The organism is Pasteurella canis (genome assembly GCF_900454865.1).
In the GTDB taxonomy this organism is placed as follows: domain Bacteria; phylum Pseudomonadota; class Gammaproteobacteria; order Enterobacterales; family Pasteurellaceae; genus Pasteurella; species Pasteurella canis.
Map to the genome: position 1 here is coordinate 2001869 of NZ_UGTV01000015.1, position 19134 is coordinate 2021002.

Here is a 19134-nt window from a genome sequence, read left to right on the forward strand (position 1 = left end):
AAATTTTTTATTTAGTTCTGTTGATTTTAGGCAAATTTGAAAAATTTTTTTGGTAAAAGATGATTATTTTGTTTTAAAAAGCTACAATTCACTGTATAGATTTAACAAAAAATGCCCGATTGTGACGAAAATGAAAATTTTTAAAGCTGAACAATGGAATTTAGACATTCTATTACCGCTCTTTGAGCAATATCGTCTTTCTCATGGAATGCTGGAAAATCCTGACCGCACTTTAGCCTTTTTGACCAATCGTATTCGTTTTAGTGAAAGCATTTTCTTTATTGCAGTGAATGAAAACCAGCACGCACTTGGTTTCATTCAGCTCTATCCCCGTCTTTCTTCTCTTCAATTACAACGTTATTGGCAATTAACCGATATTTTTGTCTCGCCTAATTCAAATTATGCAGAAGTTTATGCAGCTTTAATTGCAAAGGCAAAAGAGTTTGTACGCTACACACAATCTACGCGTTTGGTTGTTGAACAGGGACAGCAACAACAAGCTTTATTAGAGGCCGAAGGGTTCAAAATTAATCCAAAGAAAAGTCTTTTTGAGTTAAACCTATAGTATTTTCAGCTTATTTTGTTGGCAAGTCGTTTTATTTAAGTAAAAGAGAAGCAGTGAACGTTTGTGCGGTTTCATTTTAATAAGGCAGATACGACTTCTGGGATCACTTTGGGGTTTGGGATTAAAATCTGTTTATGTCGATTGAGTTCACCTTTTTCTAATACAATACTGCTTTTGGGTACTTTGAATGTTTTGCTTAAAAATTTGAGTAAATGTGCATTTGCTTGCCCATCAATAGGCGGTGCTGTAATAGTGATTTTAAGCTCATTGTCATGTAGCCCAACAATGTGATCTTTACTTGCTTTTGGTTGCAAAAAAATCCGTAATCTTAAATCTTCACCCTGTTTTTCTACTGCGAATATTGTCACTATTACAAAACACCTTTCAAATTGACCGCACTTTTAGTAGCTTGCTAATAACCAGTAAGCACCGAAAAGATCCAGTAGAACTTTGTCTAAGAAAAATAAACCAAAAACCAGTATCATCGGTGAAAAATCAATCATTCCTGTATTAGGTAAAATGCGTTGAATTGGGCTTAAAAGTGGAGAGGTTAGCTGATGGAGAACAAATTGCATTGGATTAGGGGTGCGATTAAACCAACTCATGATTGCACTAAGTAAAAGAACATAGAAAACGGCTTTTCCACATGTACGTATTAATGTGAGTAAGCCTGCTAATGCATAGTCGAGAATGTCTGCATGACTAATAAATACATTACCTACTAAATGTGCGAGGGGAAATTTGATACTAAATAATAAGAAAGCCAAAATGAGCGCGGCTAAATCAATATTCCTGAATGTAGGAATAAATGTACGCAAAGGAGATAAAACAGGTTGAGTAATTTTAACTAAGCCTTGTGAGAGTGGATTATAAAAATCCACTCTGCTAAATTGGAACCATGCACGTAAAACTAAAATAAATCCGTATACATCAATCAATGTAAAAATTAAAATTTGTAATGAGTTCATTGTATTACCTTAAATTTTATAACCAACCTTTGCGTTTAAAATACCAATATGGGGCAAATGCTGCGAGAGCCATTAAACCTAATGCCATTGGATAGCCAAATTTCAAACCGAGCTCTGGCATTACATCAAAGTTCATCCCATAATTAGAAGCAACTAATGTCGGTGGAAGGAAGATAACTGACACAACTGAGAAGATTTTAATAATGCGGTTTTGTTCAATACTGATGAAACCCATTGCTGCTTGCATTAAGAAGTTTACACGTTGGAATAAAGATTCATTATGTGGTTGTAATGATTCAATATCACGTAAAATTTCACGAGCTTGTTCAAGCTGATTTGCAGGTAAGCGTGTTTTACGAACTAAGAAGCTTAATGCTCGTTGTGTATCCATCAGACATAAACGCACTTTTGAGCTGGTGTCCTCTTGTTCGGTTAGCGTCGACAATGCCTGGTCAAAAGCCTCACCTTGTGTACCATCTAAGATTACACGACTTAATTTTTCTAAATCAGAATACACAGTTTCAATAACATCAGCCAGTTGCTCAATTTTAGTTTCAAATAAATCTAATAAAACTTCGTAAGCATTACATTCAATTAAGCGTTGATTACGTGAGCGCATACGATATAAACGGAAGGCAGGCAGTTCACGATCACGTAGTGTAAAGAGGCGGCCATCACGTACAGTAAAGGCGACGCTGGCTAAATCAGCATAATCTTCTTCGTCTTCACAATAAAAGAATGAGTGTAAGTGTAAGCCATCTTGGTCTTCAAAGAAACGAGCAGATGCTTCAATGTCCTCTAATTCGAGAAACGTTGCGAGGCTTTGTCCTAGACTATCTTGTAAAATTTCGCGTTCTTCGCTCGTCGGTTCAAGTAGATCGAGCCAGATTGCATTGTTTAGTTGTGTATTTTCATCTTCATCAATGCGAACAAGACGAGCATCTTCAAGAGTGAAAGCATTTATCATTTTGTCATACTCCTTAATTGGATTATGAACAACGCAATGAACAAAAGAAACCAAACGAAATAAGCCGTGATAGTAAAAGAATGATTAATTTTTCGTTTGATTATTGGCTATCGATATCTCGATGACCATAAAAAGATGCCGAATAAAATGGTGTTAGAAATGATCTATCAGCGAACTTCGCTGATATAAAGGCAACAGCGAAAGTTACAGTAAAAAAGCAATTCGGTATCGACTGTGACTGTCCAAAGTGTGTGTCCTCATATTACTAAATCGGGGCGAATGTTACGCTTGAAAGGATGATTCGTCAAGGGTTTCTACAGAGGATTAAAGAATTATTGTCTAATTAAAATGAAAAAGGCGAACAATGATGTTCGCCTTATCAGCTATTTATGCTTCTTTTGCAGGGTATTCCCACCAAATGTCGAATAATTGACTGATTTCGATTTGTTGCAACCCGTTTTTCTCTAACCATTCTTTTACTAAAGTGCGGTGACTTTCATCACATTTTCCAAGTGCTTCTAAGCAAACTAGACCTTCCCAATGTAAGTAACCACTTCCTTCATAAGCTAAACCATTTGGTTGGATAACTTCACGAATAAAACGATCAACTACTTCATCAATTTGTTCAATAGCAGTGCCTTCTGCAAATTGCCAATTCACTAAGAAACCTAATTCTTGGAATTCAGCAAGGTGCATTTTTTTACGTTGTCTTCTGTTACGTTTGATCGCCATTTTCGATTCTCCTCTCTGTTGGCTGATAAATGTTTAAAAGTGCGGTGTGTTTTTTTACTTTTTAGTGAAATATAAATCCCACACACCATGCCCTAAACGATGCCCTCGTTGTTCAAATTTCGTAAGTGGGCGAGATTCAGGGCGAGGAATATAATCATTGGTTATTGATGTATTTTCTAACTCATTGGCTTGTCGTAATATGTCCAACATATGCTCAGCATAGTTTTCCCAATCGGTAGCCATATGGATAAACCCGCCTTGAACAAGCTTTTGACTGATTTTTGCTACAAATGGTGTCTGTACAATGCGACGTTTATGATGTTTTGCCTTGTGCCAAGGATCTGGAAAGAATAATTGTAAGCCAGTAAGGCTATTATCTGGAATGCAATCACATAAAATTTCGGTTGCATCATGACAAATAACGCGCAAATTTTTTACTTCTTTTTTCACTGCATTCGCAATACAGGCACCAACACCTGGTGTATGCACCTCAATACCTAAGTAATTGAAATGAGGATTTTGATGTGCCATTTCAACTAAAGAATGTCCCATACCAAAACCAATTTCTAAAATAACAGGGTTATCATTACCATAAATTGTTTGAAAATTAAAAAGTTGAATTTGGTGTTCTAAGCCGTAAAAGTGCCAATGTTGATTCATTGCGTTTTTTTGAAACTCACTGAGGCGACCAGTGCGTAATACAAAACTACGGATTTTACGTTTGTAACGCCCATCTTCAGTAAATTCAGCAATTTCAACTGTTTTGCGCTTTTGATCAGCAAAAGTGGTTGTTTGGGTTAATTCTTGTTTATTAAATGACATGTTTTTTGTTTATAATGACTGGATTTGCTGCGAATTATACGGCTTTTGCTGAAAAATACCAAGATTGTGTGGTTGTATAGTGAGTTTTATTTTCTATTTATGTTGGAGAAGGATTCTGAATATGTCGTCAAAATATCCAAAAACAATGATTTATTTACACTGGTTCACTTTGCTTTGTGTTTTAGTCGCTTATTTTACAGGGGATTATCCACCTGCGGATGGTGTAATAGGAGAGATTCATGTTTTTAGTGGTCTACTATTGATCTTATTATTTATGATTCGTATCCCACTGCGTCTTCTGTATCGTAATGTATTACCAAAACGTAATTTGTCACCTTTACAACATATCGCAGCACATTCAGTGCAAATGCTGTTATATATTTTTATGTTATTGACACCCATTTTAGGCTATCTAACATTAACTGCTGATGTTGATGACTTCATGTTATTAGGTGTTACATTACCCTATTTTAGTGTTGATATTTCTTTAGGTAAGGCACATCAAATTGTAGCTAATGGTTTTATTGTGTTAGCTGGATTACATGCTATTGCAGCATTATTTCATCACTTTATATTAAAAGATAGCGTATTAAAAAGTATGTCGCCACATTAATTATGTAGATAAAAAGCAGTTTATTTGATTCCGCCTGTATTTTGTTATCAGCTTAGCTTGTGATTATAAGGTAAATCATCTACAGTAGATTTTTATTTTGTATCACGGCGCAAGAAACAACATACTTTTCATTTTTAGTGCACTTTATTTGTATTCATTATGTTAGCTTTATCCTCTCCCGATGCCCCTTTTGCACATGCTGTACTGAATTGGTATGCAAAATTTGGGCGTAAACATTTGCCTTGGCAACAAAATAAAAGTTTATACGGTGTTTGGTTGTCTGAAGTGATGTTGCAACAAACACAAGTGGCAACGGTGATACCATACTTTGAACGTTTTGTGAAAACTTTTCCAAATGTGACTGCACTCGCTAATGCACCTTTAGACGAAGTATTACATTTATGGACTGGGCTTGGTTATTATGCGCGAGCGAGAAATTTACATAAAGCAGCACAAACTATTAGAGATCAATATGAGGGCAATTTCCCGACAGATTTTGAACAAGTATGGGGATTAACTGGAGTAGGCAGAAGTACAGCTGGTGCGGTGTTATCTTCTTGCTTGAATGCGCCCTATCCTATTTTAGATGGGAATGTGAAACGTGTACTTTCTCGTTATTTCGCAATTTCTGGTTGGCCAGGTGAAAAAAAAGTAGAGGAGCAACTCTGGCAACTAAGTGCTCAAGTAACGCCAACGGAACAAGTTGCAGATTTTAATCAAGCTATGATGGATATTGGTGCTATGGTTTGTACACGTACTAAACCAAAATGTGACCTGTGTCCGTTAAAAGCAACTTGCCAAGCAAATTTACAGCAAAATTGGCAAAATTATCCTGGTAAAAAGCCCAAAAAAACACTCCCTGAACGTAGTAGCTATTTTTTGATTTTAAATGCAAAAGGTAAGGTCGCATTAGAACAACGCGAAAATTCTGGTATTTGGGGAGGGTTGTATTGTTTTCCACAATTTGAAAATAAAGTCGATTTGTTGGCTTTTTTGCATAAGCAAGGTGTTGCTTATTATCAAGAATGGTCGAGCTTTCGCCACACTTTCAGTCATTTTCATTTAGATATTTATCCTATTTATGCGGATGTGGATATGCAAGAACGTCTCCAAGACCGCTCTGATTGGAAAAAAGTTGGGGAAAATAAAAGAGAATATGAATCAACTGTATTAAGTGAGGTCAAATATTGGTATGATCCGCAAAATCCAACGCAAATTGGACTGGCGGCGCCAGTAAAGAGTTTATTAATGCAATTTATAAGGAATTATTATGGCTAGAACCGTATTCTGTGAATACCTCAAACAAGAGGCTGAGGGGTTAGATTTTCAGTTATATCCTGGTGAGTTAGGTAAACGTATTTTTGATTCGATCAGCAAACAAGCATGGGGTGAGTGGATGAAAAAGCAAACTATGCTAGTGAATGAGAAAAAATTAAATATGATGAATGCGGAGCATAGAAAATTACTGGAACAAGAAATGGTCAGTTTCTTATTTGAAGGTAAAGATGTTCATATTGAAGGCTATGTGCCACCAACGGAATAATGAACGATGAAAAAGTATATTATTTGTGCATTAATACCTTTTTTATTTGCCTGTGGTAGCACATCATCTTATAAAAGCTCAGAATTTGATGAAGCATTTGCAAAGGATACACGTGGGTTAGATATTTTAACTGGGCAATTTTCCCATAATATTGATCGTATTTGGGGAGTCAATGAATTACTTGTAGCAAGTCGTAAAGACTATGTGAAATATACAGATCGTTTTTATACACGTAGTCATGTTAGCTTTGATGAAGGTTTAATTACTGTTGAAACACAAACAGATATTCGTCATCTCCATAATGCAATTGTACATATTTTATTGATGGGCTCAGATGCAAATGGTATTGATCTTTTTGCTTCAGGTGATGTGCCGATCAGTTCGCGCCCTTTTTTAGTTGGACAGGTAATTGATCATTTAGGTGGTTCAATTACAAATACAACTATTGCAGGTAATTTTGCTTCCTATTTAGTGCAGAATAAGCTGCAAACACGCCGTTTAAGTAATGGTCATACTGTACAATATGTTGTGATTCCTATGATCGCTAACCATGTGGCAGTACGTGCACAAAAGTATTTGCCTTTAGTGCGTAAAATGGCGCGTCGTTACAATATGGATGAAAGCTTAATTTTAGGTATTATGCAAACAGAATCAAGTTTTAATCCCTATGCAATTAGCTATGCAAATGCAATTGGTTTGATGCAAGTCGTACCTACGACAGCTGGTCGAGATATTTTCAAAATGAAAGGAAGAGGTGGTCAACCATCAAAATCCTATTTATTTGACCCAGAAAAGAATATTGATGCGGGTGTATCGTATTTATGGTTGTTACAAAATAAATATTTGGATGGTATCACGAATCCGACATCAAAGCGTTTTGCCATGATTTCTGCTTATAATAGTGGCGCTGGTGCTGTATTACGTGTATTTGATCAAGATCGAGACATGGCTATTGCTAAGATCAATAACTTGTATCCTGAGCAAGTGTATCGGATTTTAACAACGAAACATCCATCAGCACAAGCACGGAACTATTTATTAAAAGTCGATCAAGCACAGAAAAGTTATCGTGTGAGAAAATAATACTAAATTATAATCAAACATGCTCATTTATCAGTGATGATTGTGAGCATCTTTTTTATTTATTTTTAATTAAAAAACATAAAAAATGAATGGATTCGTGCTATTTTTATACTTTTCGTTTGTTTAATATGCAACCGATTAAAAAAAAGTGATTTTTTTTAATTTAGGTGTTGACTTAAACCTGAAAAAAACGTTTAATACGCACCACTGATGAGTTGCCTCGATAGCTCAGTCGGTAGAGCAGGGGATTGAAAATCCCCGTGTCGGTGGTTCGATTCCGCCTCGAGGCACCACTATTCCTCCTTAGTTCAGTCGGTAGAACGGCGGACTGTTAATCCGTATGTCGCTGGTTCAAGTCCAGCAGGAGGAGCCAAATTCTTAAGACCCACTATTAAAATAGTGGGTTTTTTCATTTAATACTTTTCATTATTATAAAATATTTCAGTATAGTATTAGATCGTCTGAATAGTCTATTAAACTGAATATTATTCTTGTATTTTTATCTTTTCTCCAAATTAAAATAGTAAAATAAAGTGAAATGATTAGTTAAATATTAGGATCTATATAGATGCTATAGTGGCATAAAAAGATTGCTAATTTTTCATGAATATGCAGTAAACGGCTCTTTTTATTTCGATAAAATAGTTTAATTCTCTTTAAATAGTTAGTCGAATTTTAGTAAGAGTAATAAGAAGAACCGATCCTAAGACTGATGGTTAGGATCGGATGTAAGAGCAGGTTAGTGAATTGAAATATTATGGAGCGGATACAGCATTGATTGCATTTGCTATTTCACGGTCACTGTAAATTGATTTGACAACTTCGTTAAATGTTTCACCTAAGATTTTTTGTATTTCAGGATTTTTCGCGGAGAAAGCGCCAGCATAAGTGCGGTTGGCGTTAATATTTTTACTGAATTGTCCTCTGGCACCTTGTACATGAATGGTTACCTCAACTTTGCTATCAATGTTATAACGTAAATTACCTTGTTCTACATTGGCATAAAATTTACGTACATCTACTGTTACAGCGGCATTTGAGTTTTGAGAAGTGCCAATACGGAAGCCTTTACTGATTAGATCTTGTTGTTCAACTTGTTGAAAAAGTTGTGTCACACTAGGAGTTGCTGATAGCTTAATTAATTTACCATCAGTAACATAGCTAGACACTTCAGTTTGAGGGCGACTATCACGAACAGTGACAAAAACAATTGCACTTTGATTAATCGTCATTGAGGCTGTTGGTGCAGGCGGCGTAAACGTCAGAGTGGATGGTAATGTTTGACAAGCACTTAATAGAATAGCACAGCTAATTAGTGCACTAAGCGATAAAATTTTATGTGATTTCATAATGTCCTCATTCAATGAAAAGGGGCTGGTAGTTTAGACAGCTAAGTATAAAAATTAATGCATATTATTCTTGCAAAGTTAAGTGTGAATGTATAGCCTTTATGCCTTAAATTTATTTATGCAGTGAGGAAGGACAGATGTCAAAACAGCAAGATTTGATAACTCGATTATCACAAGAGTTTGCACCGCACTTTTTACATATTGAAAATGAAAGTCATATGCATAGTTCAGGACGCGGTGGCGACTCACATTTTAAAGTAGTGTTAGTGAGTGATTGCTTTGAAGGGTTAACGAAAGTTGCGCGTCATCGTAAAGTATATCAATTTTTAGCTGAAGACTTGCAAAAAGGTATTCATGCTCTCGCTTTACACTTGTATAACAAAGCAGAATGGCAAGCATTAAATGAGACTTTTCCTAAATCACCTAATTGCCTTGGTGTTGGACAATAGTTGTCATGCAATAAAAACCGCACTTTAAGATGGCTAAAAGTGCGGTTACTTTTTAGAAAATTGCGTTAGATTACTTAGTATTCTTTCGATTTTTCTTTATCAACAACAACAGGATCAACATAATAGAACTCTGGTAGTTCTTGTTTGTTCAATTTTTTCAAAATACTTTCAATAGCGACAGCCACTTGTTTTTTAGGTAGTTGATCAATAGTATTTTGCATTTTTCCTTGTTTTACATAGTCAATCGCAAGTGGAATACCATCATAGCCTGCAACGAGAACTTTTCCTGCTAAGCCTGCATTTTCAATCGCAGTAACCGCGCCAATCGCCATATTATCATTCGCTGCGAAAATACCTTTGATATTTGGATGGGCAGTTAAAATATTCGTTGTCACATTAAGGGCTTGTTCAGTTTCCCAGTTAGCTGATTGCGAAGCAACGACTTTAATATCTTTTGCTTCTGCAAATGCTTTAAGCGCACCTGCTTTGCGCTGTTCACCATTATCCACGCCAGGAATGCCTTCTAAAATAGCGACATCACCCGTATTATTTAACGCTTCTGCCAGATTTTTTGCTGCGAGATAACCACCATGGAAGTTATCGACACCAACATAATTAAATTTGAGTCCTGCTTTCTTAGTCGCCTTTTCATCTAAGCGTACATCTAAATCAATAATTGGGATCCCTGCTTTTTCTGCTTTTTGAAAAGCAGGAATAAATGCAATAGAGTCATTTGGAGTAACAATAATTCCATCTACTTTCTTAGCAATCATGTTTTCTACTAGACCTACAAGCTGTTCAGTAGAGTCCTCTTTTTCAGCGACTTGCACAATAAGATCAATATTGACCTCTTTTGCTTTTTCTTCTGCACCTTGTCGCATAGTGATAAAGTATTCATTACTTAGGGTTTTCATTAGCAACGCGATTTGTGGCTTTTCAGCTGCCAATGCGGAACTTGATAATGCGATGAGTAATGCTGTTGCAGTTATCGTTTTCTTGAAAAGTGTTGACACCATTATCTATCTCCTCTAAGAGTGAATTAGGAAGTTTCAGTATAGACAGATTAAAATTTTCAAACCGTGACTTCTTTCACATTTTTTGTACTCAGTTTAAATTATGCTATCAATTGAAACTGAATAAAGTATGGATTTATTTTATGGAACGTAAAAATTGCATATTGAAGCTAAAAAATATTGATAAAAGTTTTTTTGGTGTGCCTATTCTGAAAGATATAGATATGGATATTTATGCAGGTGAAGTTCATTGCTTAGTGGGAGAAAATGGCGCTGGAAAATCAACGCTATGTAAGATTATTGCAGGTATTTATTCTTTTGAACAAGGAGAAATGTTTTTTGAGGGAAAACCTTATTCTCCACAAAATGTAAAAGAAGCACAAGCGATAGGTATTGGATTCATACATCAAGAATTAATGTTAGTGCCACAATTGTCTGTACTGGAAAATATTTTTTTAGGAAATGAACAGGTGGAATATTGTGGAAAAATGGATTGGTCGGCTATGCGGCAAAAAACGCAACAAATTATTAATGAATTAGAGCTAGACATTGATCCTGATGCTAAGGTTGCCGAATTATCTATTGCTCAGCAGCAAATGGTAGAAATTGCAAAAGCGGTCTTTAGTGAATATAAAGTAATTATTTTTGACGAACCCACCTCCTCAATCTCAAGAAAAAATACTCAAACTCTTTTTAAAATCATCCATCAGTTAAAAGAAAAAAATGTGGCAATGATTTATATCTCTCATCGTCTTGAGGAATTTAAATTTATTGCGGATAAAGTAACTGTTTTAAGAGATGGTCAATTGACTGGCACAATGGCTTATAGTGAAACATCGCCAGATGAAATTGTGAGATTAATGGTTGGGCGTGAAATTAATTTTTCAGCGTATCAACGTAATTATGTGCCAGTGAAAGAAGTGTTGCGTATTAAGAATTTGACTAATCAACATATTAAGAAACCAGCCTCTTTTGTTTTACATGAAGGGGAAATCCTTGGTTTCGCAGGTTTGGTTGGTGCTGGGCGAACAGAGCTATTAAGAGCAATTTTTGGTGCTGATGATGCGCAGGGAAATATTTTCGTTTTTGGAAAACATGTCCAAATTCGCTCTCCTGAAGATGCTGTCCAACATAAAATTGGTTTCATTACAGAGGATCGAAAACAGCAGGGTTTAGTATTAGGACTCAGTATTAGAGAGAATATCACATTGCCAATTTTAAAACGTTTTTGGAATGGGTTTGTTTTAAATAAAGCGTTGGAAAGTAAAGTAGCAGAAGAAAATCGGCAAAAATTACGGATTGCTTCTCAAAATCAAGAGCAAATCACTAAAACACTTTCAGGAGGTAACCAACAAAAAGTGATCATTGCGCGTTGGTTAGAAAGTGGCGTTAAGATTTTGTTTTTCGACGAACCAACACGAGGTATTGATGTTGGTGCAAAATCAGAAATTTATGATTTGATGCGTGAATTCACAAATAAGGGTGGTTCTATTGTTATGGTTTCTTCAGATTTACCTGAGTTGATTACGATGTCTGATAGAGTGATTGTGATGCGACAAGGTGCAATTGTTAAAGAAGTAACTGATAAATCAGAGATTTCAGAAGAAAATTTAATGCGTTTAATGATTGGTGTAGATGAGTAGGTGGGCTATGACAAGTTTAAGAAAAGTCTTTTCAAAATTAGGAATCGGCATCATTTTGCTACTTATGATTATTGGTATGTCGTTTAGTTCAGATGTGTTTCTATCTGCTAATAATATTATGAATATTTTATTACAGGTGTCTATCATTTGCGTGATTTCCGTAGGGATGACTTATGTGATTTTAACAGGGGGGATTGATTTATCCGTCGGTTCTATTGTTGCGTTAAGTGCGGTATGTTTAGGGGTATTTACTCATTGGGGCATGAATTGGCTAGGTGAAGCTCCTTCAAGCTTTGCTGTGTTATGTATCGTGATAGGTGCGGTTTTAGCTGCTATTTTAGTGGGAATACTTTGTGGGTATGTGAATGGATTAGTGATTGTGTATGGTAAAGTCACCCCCTTTATTACTACTTTGGGGATGATGGGGATTGCACGAGGATTAGCTTTAACTATTTCAGATGGAAAAACAATTTATAATTTTCCAGATGCTTTACGTTTTTTAGGAAACGGACGAATTGTATTGACAGAAACATTTGCGATTCCTGTACCCGTCATCATTGCATTAGTTGTTGTATTAGTGAGTTTTTATATTTTGACTCAAACAGTATTTGGACGACAAATTTATGCACTAGGGGGGAATCGTGAGGCTGTACGATTGTCGGGGATTAATATAGAGAAACTTGAAATTAAAGCCTACGTGATTAATGGCGCTTTAGCGGCGATTGGCGCAGTTATTTTAGTTGGGCGTTTGAATGCTGCACAACCTATTGCGGGTAATGGTTATGAGTTAGATGCAATTGCCGCAACAGTAATTGGTGGTACGAGTTTGATGGGAGGTGTCGGTTCTGTCATCAGTACCTCTATTGGGGCATTAATTATGGGGGTGTTACAAAATGGTTTGACCTTGTTAAATGTGACCTCTTATCTACAGCGTTTAATTATTGGGCTTGTCATTATTTTAGCTGTTTTCTTAGATCAACTCCGCCGTGGTGAAGTGTCTACTCAACGTTTAAAACGTATATTCTTTAGAGAATAGTTGCATTTGGTGTATTCTTTTTCTAAATCAGCCTAGTTAATTATTTCAATTTAACTAGGCTATATTTTATTCTTTAGAATATTTAATAAGTAAAGAAGAATAAAATTATCCTTCTTAAGCTAACACTTTATGAGTAATTAGAGTGGTGCTTAAAAGAGTAAAATTTGACATCGTTCAAAAAAATCACTTTTTTTAGTCAAAAATAACGAAAAAAAGGGTGTGAAAGTGGCACCAAAGTTATTATTTGGTTAAAATGAAGCGTTTAATTTTAGCAAAATTTTAACGTTTGTATTTTGAACAGATTGATCAATTTTATTTTGATTCAGAATAGAGGCGAAAACAGAATTTGAGTTTTAATTTACGTGAAATTAAGCCTGTTCTTATCGTGTCATTAACTGGATAGCAGTAAGTAGGCTGAAATCATTACTCAAGACGAGGTTACAGTATATTGACTGTAACTATATTTTTAATCTGACTAAAAGTAGTGCAAACAATATGATTACGATTAAAAAAGGCTTGGATCTTCCTATCGCTGGGAAGCCAGAGCAGGTAATCCGTGATGGCAATGCTATCACCGAAGTTGCTTTGCTTGGTGAAGAGTATGTGGGAATGCGTCCTTCAATGAAGGTACGCGAAGGTGATTTTGTGAAGAAAGGTCAGGTACTTTTTGAAGATAAAAAGAATCCTGGCGTAGTCTTTACTGCACCTGCAAGTGGTACTGTAACTGCGATTAATCGTGGTGCTAAGCGTGTTTTACAATCTGTTGTAATTAAGATTGAAGGTGATGAACAAATCACTTTTACTAAGTATGCTGCAGAGGAGTTAAAACAACTTACTTCAGAGCAAGTTCGTCAAAATTTACAAACTTCAGGATTATGGACCGCACTTCGTACGCGTCCTTTCAGCAAAGTGCCAGCTGTTGATGCAACACCTGTCTCTATCTTTGTGAATGCGATGGACACGAATCCATTAGCTGCTGATCCTCAAGTAATTCTAAAAGAGCATGAGCAAGCATTTTTACAAGGTTTAACAGTATTAAGCCGTTTGCATGAAGGTAAAGTATACCTTTGTAAAGCGCCTGATACTCATATTCCTAGTACAGCTAATATTGATAACCTAGATGTCAAAGAGTTTGCGGGACCACATCCAGCAGGTTTAAGTGGTACGCATATTCATTTTGTTGATCCTGTTAGTGCAACTAAGTCAGTCTGGTACATTAACTATCAAGATGTTATTGCAATTGCTCATTTATTTACAACTGGTGAGCTTGATGTCAACCGTGTTATCGCATTAGCTGGTCCACAAGTGAGAAATCCTCGTTTAGTCCGTACTATTATGGGAGCAAATCTTTCACAGTTAACAGCTAATGAACTAAATGATGGCGAAAACCGCGTTATTTCTGGTTCTGTATTAAGTGGAACTAAAGCTGCTGGTCCAGTTGATTATTTAGGTCGCTATGCATTACAAGTATCAGTTTTAGAGGAAGGACGTGAGAAAGAGTTCTTGGGTTGGATTATGCCTGGCGCAAATAAATATTCAATTTCTCGTACTGTCTTAGGTCATTTCTCGAAGAAATTATTTAATTTTACTACCGCGGTGAATGGTGGTGAGCGTGCAATGGTACCAATCGGTGCTTATGAGCGTGTAATGCCATTGGATATTATTCCAACTTTATTATTACGTGATTTGAGTGCAGGTGATACGGACTCAGCACAGGCTTTAGGTTGTTTAGAGCTAGATGAAGAGGATTTAGCACTTTGTACCTTTGTGTGTCCAGGTAAAAATGAATATGGTCCGCTCTTACGTCAAGCTTTAGATAAGATCGAGAAGGAAGGTTAAAATGGGTTTAAAACATTTTTTAGAGAAAATTGAACCTGCGTTTTTGCCTGGTGGTAAATATGAAAAATGGTATGCATTGTTTGAAGCGACAGCGACTTTTTTATATACCCCTGGAACAGTAACGCATAAAGCTTCTCACATTCGTGACGCGCTAGATTCAAAGCGTATGATGGTACTAGTATGGCTTGCGTTATTCCCAGCTATGTTCTACGGTATGTATAACGTAGGTGCACAAGCAATCTTAGCAACAGATGCATTAGGTACATTAGAACAATCAATTGCAAATAACTGGCAATATGCATTGAGTAATGCGTTAGGCGCTGATTTAACAACATCAGCAGGTGTGTTAAGTAAAATGTTATTAGGTGCAACTTACTTCTTACCGATCTATTTAACAGTGTTTTTAGTAGGTGGTTTTTGGGAAGTATTGTTTGCGATGGTACGTAAGCACGAAATTAATGAAGGTTTCTTTGTTACCTCGATTCTTTTAGCTTTGATTGTGCCACCAACATTACCGCTATGGCAAGCAGCATTAGCGACTACATTTGGTGTTGTTGTTGCAAAAGAAATTTTTGGTGGCGTGGGTAAAAACTTCATGAACCCAGCATTAGCTGCACGTGCATTTCTATTTTTCGCTTATCCTGCACAAATTTCAGGTGATACAGTTTGGGTTGCAGCTGATGGCTTCTCTGGTGCAACTGCACTTTCACAATGGGCAGTTGAAGGTCAAGCTGGTTTGAAACATGTAGTAACTGGTCAACCAATTACTTGGATGGATGCATTCTTAGGCAATATTCCAGGCTCTATTGGTGAGGTTTCAACACTTGCATTATTAATTGGTGCAGCTGTGATTGTTTTTGCCCGTATTGCCTCTTGGCGTATTATTGCTGGTGTGATGATCGGCATGATCGCAGTTTCTACGTTATTTAACTTAATTGGTTCAGATACAAACCCATTATTTGCAATGCCTTGGCATTGGCATTTAGTATTAGGTGGCTTCGCACTAGGTATGTTCTTTATGGCAACAGATCCTGTTTCCGCGGCGTTCACTAATAAAGGAAAATGGTGGTATGGTATTTTAATCGGTGCGATGGCAGTATTAATTCGAGTCGTTAACCCTGCTTACCCAGAAGGGATGATGCTAGCGATTTTATTTGCTAACTTGTTTGCGCCAGTATTTGATTACCTTGTCGTTCAAGCCAATATTAAACGTCGGAGAGCTCGCAATGTTTAAGAATAAAGATAGCGTTGGCGGAACACTTCTCGTCATTGTGTTATTGAGTTTAGCTTGTTCTATTATCGTAGCTGGTTCTGCGGTATTACTTAAACCAACTCAAATTGAACAAAAAGAATTAGATAAGCAAAAGAATATTTTGAGTGTTGCTGGTTTATTAAAAGAAGGCACTAAAAATAGTGAAATCAAAACTATCTATGCGAAAAATATTGAAGCCCGCTTAGTTGATTTAAATACAGGTGATTTTGCACCAGCTCAAGCTGATTTTGATGCAGCCAAAGCAGTTAAAGATCCTGCACAAAGTGTTCAATTATCAGCAGAAGATGATGTTGCAAATATTCGTGTGCGTGCAAACTTTGCTGAAGTGTATTTGGTCAAAGATGATTCAGGTAATGTTACACAAGTCGTTTTACCATTCTATGGTACTGGTTTATGGTCTGTAATGTACGGCTTTATGTCAGTTCAACCAGATGGTAACACTGTAAACGGCATTACTTACTACGATCAAGGGGAAACCCCAGGATTGGGTGGTGAAATCGAAAACCCGAAATGGCAAGCACAATTCCCAGGTAAAAAACTTTACACAGCGGATAATCAAATTGGTTTATTTGTAGGTAAAGGAGCATCAGCAAATACTGAACACGGTATTGATGCAATTTCAGGTTCGACATTAACGAGTAACGGTGTGAATAATTCATTCAAGTTCTGGTTAGGTCAAAAAGGTTTCGGTCCTTTCTTAGCAAAACTTAAAGCAGGAGTGTTGAACAATGGCTGATACTAAAAAGTTAAAAGGCTTGTTGTTATCTCCAATTATGGACAACAACCCAATCGCATTGCAGATTTTAGGTATTTGTTCTGCTTTGGCGGTGACTACAAAGTTAGAAACTGCGGTTGTAATGACCTTAGCTGTAACCTTTGTAACAGCTTTCTCTAACTTATTTATTTCATTGATTCGTAACTATATTCCAAATAGTGTACGTATAATCGTGCAAATGGCGATTATTGCATCATTAGTAATTTTAGTTGACCAAATTTTACGTGCTTATGCATACGGTTTATCAAAACAGCTTTCCGTTTTCGTTGGTTTGATCATTACAAACTGTATCGTAATGGGTCGTGCCGAAGCCTTTGCAATGAAATCAGAACCAGTAGAAAGTTTTGTGGATGGTATTGGTAACGGTTTAGGTTATGGTGCAATCTTAGTTTCTGTTGCATTTATCCGTGAATTAATTGGTTCAGGTAAATTATTTGGTATGACTGTTTTCCAAACTATCCAAGATGGTGGTTGGTATCAAACTAATGGTCTATTCTTACTTGCACCGAGTGCTTTCTTTATTATTGGTTTTATTATTTGGGGTATCCGTACCTTAAAACCAGAGCAGGTGGAGAAATAGTCTATGGAACATTATATTAGTCTTTTCGTTAAATCTGTCTTTATCGAAAATATGGCGCTTTCTTTCTTCTTGGGAATGTGTACTTTCCTTGCCGTATCGAAAAAAGTGTCTACTTCATTCGGTCTAGGGATTGCAGTTATTGTAGTATTAGGTATTGCTGTACCAGTGAACCAATTAGTCTATACCCATATTTTAAAAGACAGCGCATTGGTACAAGGTATCGATTTAAGTTTCTTAAACTTTATTACTTTTATCGGTGTTATTGCTGCATTAGTTCAAATTCTTGAGATGGTACTTGATAAGTATTTCCCAGCACTTTATAACGCGTTAGGGATTTTCTTACCATTAATTACCGTAAACTGTGCGATTTTCGGTGGCGTATCATTTATGGTACAGCGCGATTATAATTTCGCAGAGTCTGTGGTTTATGGTTTAGGTGCAGGGACTGGCTGGATGTTAGCAATTGTTGCACTTGCAGGGATTACTGAAAAAATGAAATATTCTGATGTGCCAGCAGGGTTACGTGGTTTAGGGATTACCTTTATCACTGTAGGTTTAATGGCGCTTGGTTTTATGTCATTCTCAGGTATTCAGTTGTAAGAAAGGGGATACAGAATGGAAATTACTCTTGGTATTGCAATGTTCACCGTTATTGTTTTAGCTTTAGCAGTGATTATTTTATTTGCTAAATCAAAATTAGTGAACTCAGGTGACATTACAATTGAAATTAACGACGATCCTAGCAAAGCAATTCATTTGCCTGCAGGTGGAAAATTATTAGGTGCGTTAGCAAGTAAAGGTATTTTTGTATCTTCAGCTTGTGGTGGTGGTGGCTCTTGTGGTCAATGCCTAGTTAAAGTGACAGAAGGCGGTGGTGACATTCTTCCAACTGAACTTTCACATATTTCAAAACGTGAAGCAAAAGAAGGTTATCGCCTTTCTTGCCAAGTGAATGTGAAAAACAGTATGAAGGTGGAGTTACCAGAAGAAGTATTTGGTGTGAAAAAATGGGAATGTACAGTTATCTCTAACGATAACAAAGCTACCTTCATCAAAGAACTAAAATTAGCAATTCCTGAAGGTGAAGAGGTACCATTCCGTGCAGGTGGCTATATCCAAATCGAAGCTGATCCACATGTAGTTAACTATAAAGATTTTGATATTCCAGAAGAATATCACGAAGATTGGGATAAGTATAACTTATGGCGCTATGTGTCTAAAGTAGATGAGCATATTATCCGTGCATACTCAATGGCTTCATACCCAGAAGAGAAAGGTATTATTATGCTTAATGTGCGTATTGCAACACCTCCACCAAGCAATCCTGATGCCCCTCCTGGTCAAATGTCATCTTACATCTGGTCATTAAAAGCGGGTGATAAAGTAACAATTTCTGGTCCATTTGGTGAATTCTTTGCTAAAGAAACAGATGCAGAAATGGTATTTATCGGTGGTGGTGCTGGTATGGCACCGATGCGTTCACATATTTTTGACCAATTAAAACGTTTGAAATCAAAACGTAAAATGTCGTTCTGGTATGGTGCACGTTCTAGACGTGAGATGTTCTATGTAGAAGATTTCGATACGTTACAAGCAGAAAATGATAATTTCGTATGGCATGTAGCGCTTTCTGATCCATTACCAGATGATAATTGGGACGGTTATACAGGCTTTATTCATAATGTACTTTATGAAAATTACTTAAAAGATCATGAAGCACCTGAAGATTGTGAATATTACATGTGTGGACCTCCAATCATGAATGCATCAGTCATTAAGATGTTAAAAGATCTTGGGGTTGAAGATGAGAATATCTTATTAGATGACTTTGGTGGTTAATCTATATTTACCTTAACTCATTAAAGTGCGGTCAGTTTTACAAAA

21 protein-coding genes and 2 tRNA genes are annotated in these 19134 nt (G+C 36.4%); 16 read left to right on the forward strand and 7 right to left on the reverse strand.

Annotated elements, in window-relative coordinates; translation table 11 throughout:
- The first annotated feature begins 130 nt into the window (after positions 1-130).
- A complete protein-coding gene (locus DYE19_RS10030; RefSeq protein ID WP_115322266.1) occupies positions 131-565 on the forward strand; it encodes a GNAT family N-acetyltransferase in 435 nt (144 codons plus the stop codon).
- A 71-nt stretch (positions 566-636) separates the two neighbouring features.
- Here the strand turns inward: DYE19_RS10030 and yggU are convergent, their stop codons facing one another.
- The 5 genes from yggU to trmB form a co-directional block, all read right to left on the reverse strand.
- Positions 637-927, reverse strand: a complete 291-nt coding sequence (yggU, locus tag DYE19_RS10035; protein WP_115322263.1) for a DUF167 family protein YggU — start codon at positions 925-927, stop codon at positions 637-639.
- A gap of 39 nt (positions 928-966) precedes the next feature.
- The gene (locus DYE19_RS10040) at positions 967-1533 is read right to left on the reverse strand and encodes a YggT family protein (protein ID WP_049214834.1); all 567 of its coding nucleotides are present in this window, start codon (positions 1531-1533) and stop codon (positions 967-969) included.
- A gap of 16 nt (positions 1534-1549) precedes the next feature.
- Entirely contained in the window at positions 1550-2500 is a 951-nt protein-coding gene (gene corA / locus DYE19_RS10045; protein WP_049214835.1) for a magnesium/cobalt transporter CorA, read from the reverse strand.
- A gap of 387 nt (positions 2501-2887) precedes the next feature.
- The gene (locus DYE19_RS10050) at positions 2888-3232 is read right to left on the reverse strand and encodes a YggL family protein (RefSeq protein ID WP_049214836.1); all 345 of its coding nucleotides are present in this window, start codon (positions 3230-3232) and stop codon (positions 2888-2890) included.
- A gap of 54 nt (positions 3233-3286) precedes the next feature.
- Complete coding sequence (gene trmB, locus DYE19_RS10055) at positions 3287-4054, reverse strand: tRNA (guanosine(46)-N7)-methyltransferase TrmB (RefSeq protein WP_115323446.1); 768 nt, start codon at positions 4052-4054, stop codon at positions 3287-3289.
- A gap of 121 nt (positions 4055-4175) precedes the next feature.
- On the opposite strand from trmB, the gene DYE19_RS10060 reads away from it, so the two are divergent.
- From DYE19_RS10060 to DYE19_RS10085, 6 genes are all read left to right on the forward strand, one after another.
- Positions 4176-4667, forward strand: a complete 492-nt coding sequence (locus tag DYE19_RS10060) for a cytochrome b (RefSeq protein WP_115323447.1) — start codon at positions 4176-4178, stop codon at positions 4665-4667.
- 159 nt (positions 4668-4826) lie between these two features.
- Positions 4827-5945, forward strand: a complete 1119-nt coding sequence (mutY, locus tag DYE19_RS10065) for an A/G-specific adenine glycosylase (RefSeq protein ID WP_115323448.1) — start codon at positions 4827-4829, stop codon at positions 5943-5945.
- Complete coding sequence (locus tag DYE19_RS10070) at positions 5938-6210, forward strand: oxidative damage protection protein (protein ID WP_049214840.1); 273 nt, start codon at positions 5938-5940, stop codon at positions 6208-6210. The genes mutY and DYE19_RS10070 overlap by 8 nt, the downstream gene beginning before the upstream one ends.
- Before the next feature lie 6 nt (positions 6211-6216).
- On the forward strand, positions 6217-7293 hold the full coding sequence (mltC, locus tag DYE19_RS10075) for a membrane-bound lytic murein transglycosylase MltC (protein ID WP_115323449.1): 1077 nt from the start codon (positions 6217-6219) through the stop codon (positions 7291-7293).
- Positions 7294-7510: 217 nt separating this feature from the next.
- Positions 7511-7586 (forward strand) — tRNA-Phe (locus DYE19_RS10080).
- A gap of 4 nt (positions 7587-7590) precedes the next feature.
- Positions 7591-7666: transfer RNA gene (locus DYE19_RS10085), tRNA-Asn, on the forward strand.
- A 382-nt stretch (positions 7667-8048) separates the two neighbouring features.
- On the opposite strand, the gene DYE19_RS10090 is transcribed toward DYE19_RS10085, so the two are convergent.
- Entirely contained in the window at positions 8049-8642 is a 594-nt protein-coding gene (locus DYE19_RS10090) for a YajG family lipoprotein (protein ID WP_115323450.1), read from the reverse strand.
- A gap of 137 nt (positions 8643-8779) precedes the next feature.
- On the opposite strand from DYE19_RS10090, the gene DYE19_RS10095 reads away from it, so the two are divergent.
- Positions 8780-9091: a BolA family protein gene (locus DYE19_RS10095; protein ID WP_049214737.1), complete on the forward strand. Its 312-nt coding sequence runs from the start codon at positions 8780-8782 to the stop codon at positions 9089-9091.
- Positions 9092-9165: 74 nt separating this feature from the next.
- On the opposite strand, the gene DYE19_RS10100 is transcribed toward DYE19_RS10095, so the two are convergent.
- Positions 9166-10107: a sugar ABC transporter substrate-binding protein gene (locus DYE19_RS10100; protein ID WP_005763566.1), complete on the reverse strand. Its 942-nt coding sequence runs from the start codon at positions 10105-10107 to the stop codon at positions 9166-9168.
- A 140-nt stretch (positions 10108-10247) separates the two neighbouring features.
- Between DYE19_RS10100 and DYE19_RS10105 the strand changes: the two genes are divergently transcribed.
- The 8 genes from DYE19_RS10105 (at position 10248) to nqrF (ending at position 19089) form a co-directional block, all read left to right on the forward strand.
- On the forward strand, positions 10248-11747 hold the full coding sequence (locus DYE19_RS10105) for a sugar ABC transporter ATP-binding protein (protein WP_115323451.1): 1500 nt from the start codon (positions 10248-10250) through the stop codon (positions 11745-11747).
- A gap of 7 nt (positions 11748-11754) precedes the next feature.
- Positions 11755-12783 carry an ABC transporter permease gene (locus DYE19_RS10110; RefSeq protein WP_115323452.1) on the forward strand — a complete coding sequence of 343 codons (1029 nt, stop codon included), beginning with the start codon at positions 11755-11757 and terminating at the stop codon, positions 12781-12783.
- A 495-nt stretch (positions 12784-13278) separates the two neighbouring features.
- Positions 13279-14622 (forward strand): Na(+)-translocating NADH-quinone reductase subunit A, encoded by a 1344-nt coding sequence (locus DYE19_RS10115; RefSeq protein ID WP_115323453.1) that lies wholly within the window; start codon positions 13279-13281, stop codon positions 14620-14622.
- Position 14623: 1 nt separating this feature from the next.
- The gene (locus tag DYE19_RS10120; protein ID WP_049214741.1) at positions 14624-15856 is read left to right on the forward strand and encodes an NADH:ubiquinone reductase (Na(+)-transporting) subunit B; all 1233 of its coding nucleotides are present in this window, start codon (positions 14624-14626) and stop codon (positions 15854-15856) included.
- Positions 15849-16631, forward strand: a complete 783-nt coding sequence (locus DYE19_RS10125; protein ID WP_115323454.1) for a Na(+)-translocating NADH-quinone reductase subunit C — start codon at positions 15849-15851, stop codon at positions 16629-16631. The genes DYE19_RS10120 and DYE19_RS10125 overlap by 8 nt, the downstream gene beginning before the upstream one ends.
- Positions 16624-17250, forward strand: coding sequence for an NADH:ubiquinone reductase (Na(+)-transporting) subunit D (locus DYE19_RS10130; RefSeq protein WP_049214743.1), 627 nt, complete (start codon positions 16624-16626; stop codon positions 17248-17250). The genes DYE19_RS10125 and DYE19_RS10130 overlap by 8 nt, the downstream gene beginning before the upstream one ends.
- Positions 17251-17253: 3 nt before the next feature.
- Positions 17254-17850, forward strand: coding sequence for an NADH:ubiquinone reductase (Na(+)-transporting) subunit E (gene nqrE / locus DYE19_RS10135; protein ID WP_049214744.1), 597 nt, complete (start codon positions 17254-17256; stop codon positions 17848-17850).
- A 15-nt stretch (positions 17851-17865) separates the two neighbouring features.
- Positions 17866-19089, forward strand: a complete 1224-nt coding sequence (nqrF, locus tag DYE19_RS10140) for an NADH:ubiquinone reductase (Na(+)-transporting) subunit F (protein ID WP_115323455.1) — start codon at positions 17866-17868, stop codon at positions 19087-19089.
- Positions 19090-19134 lie beyond the last annotated feature (45 nt).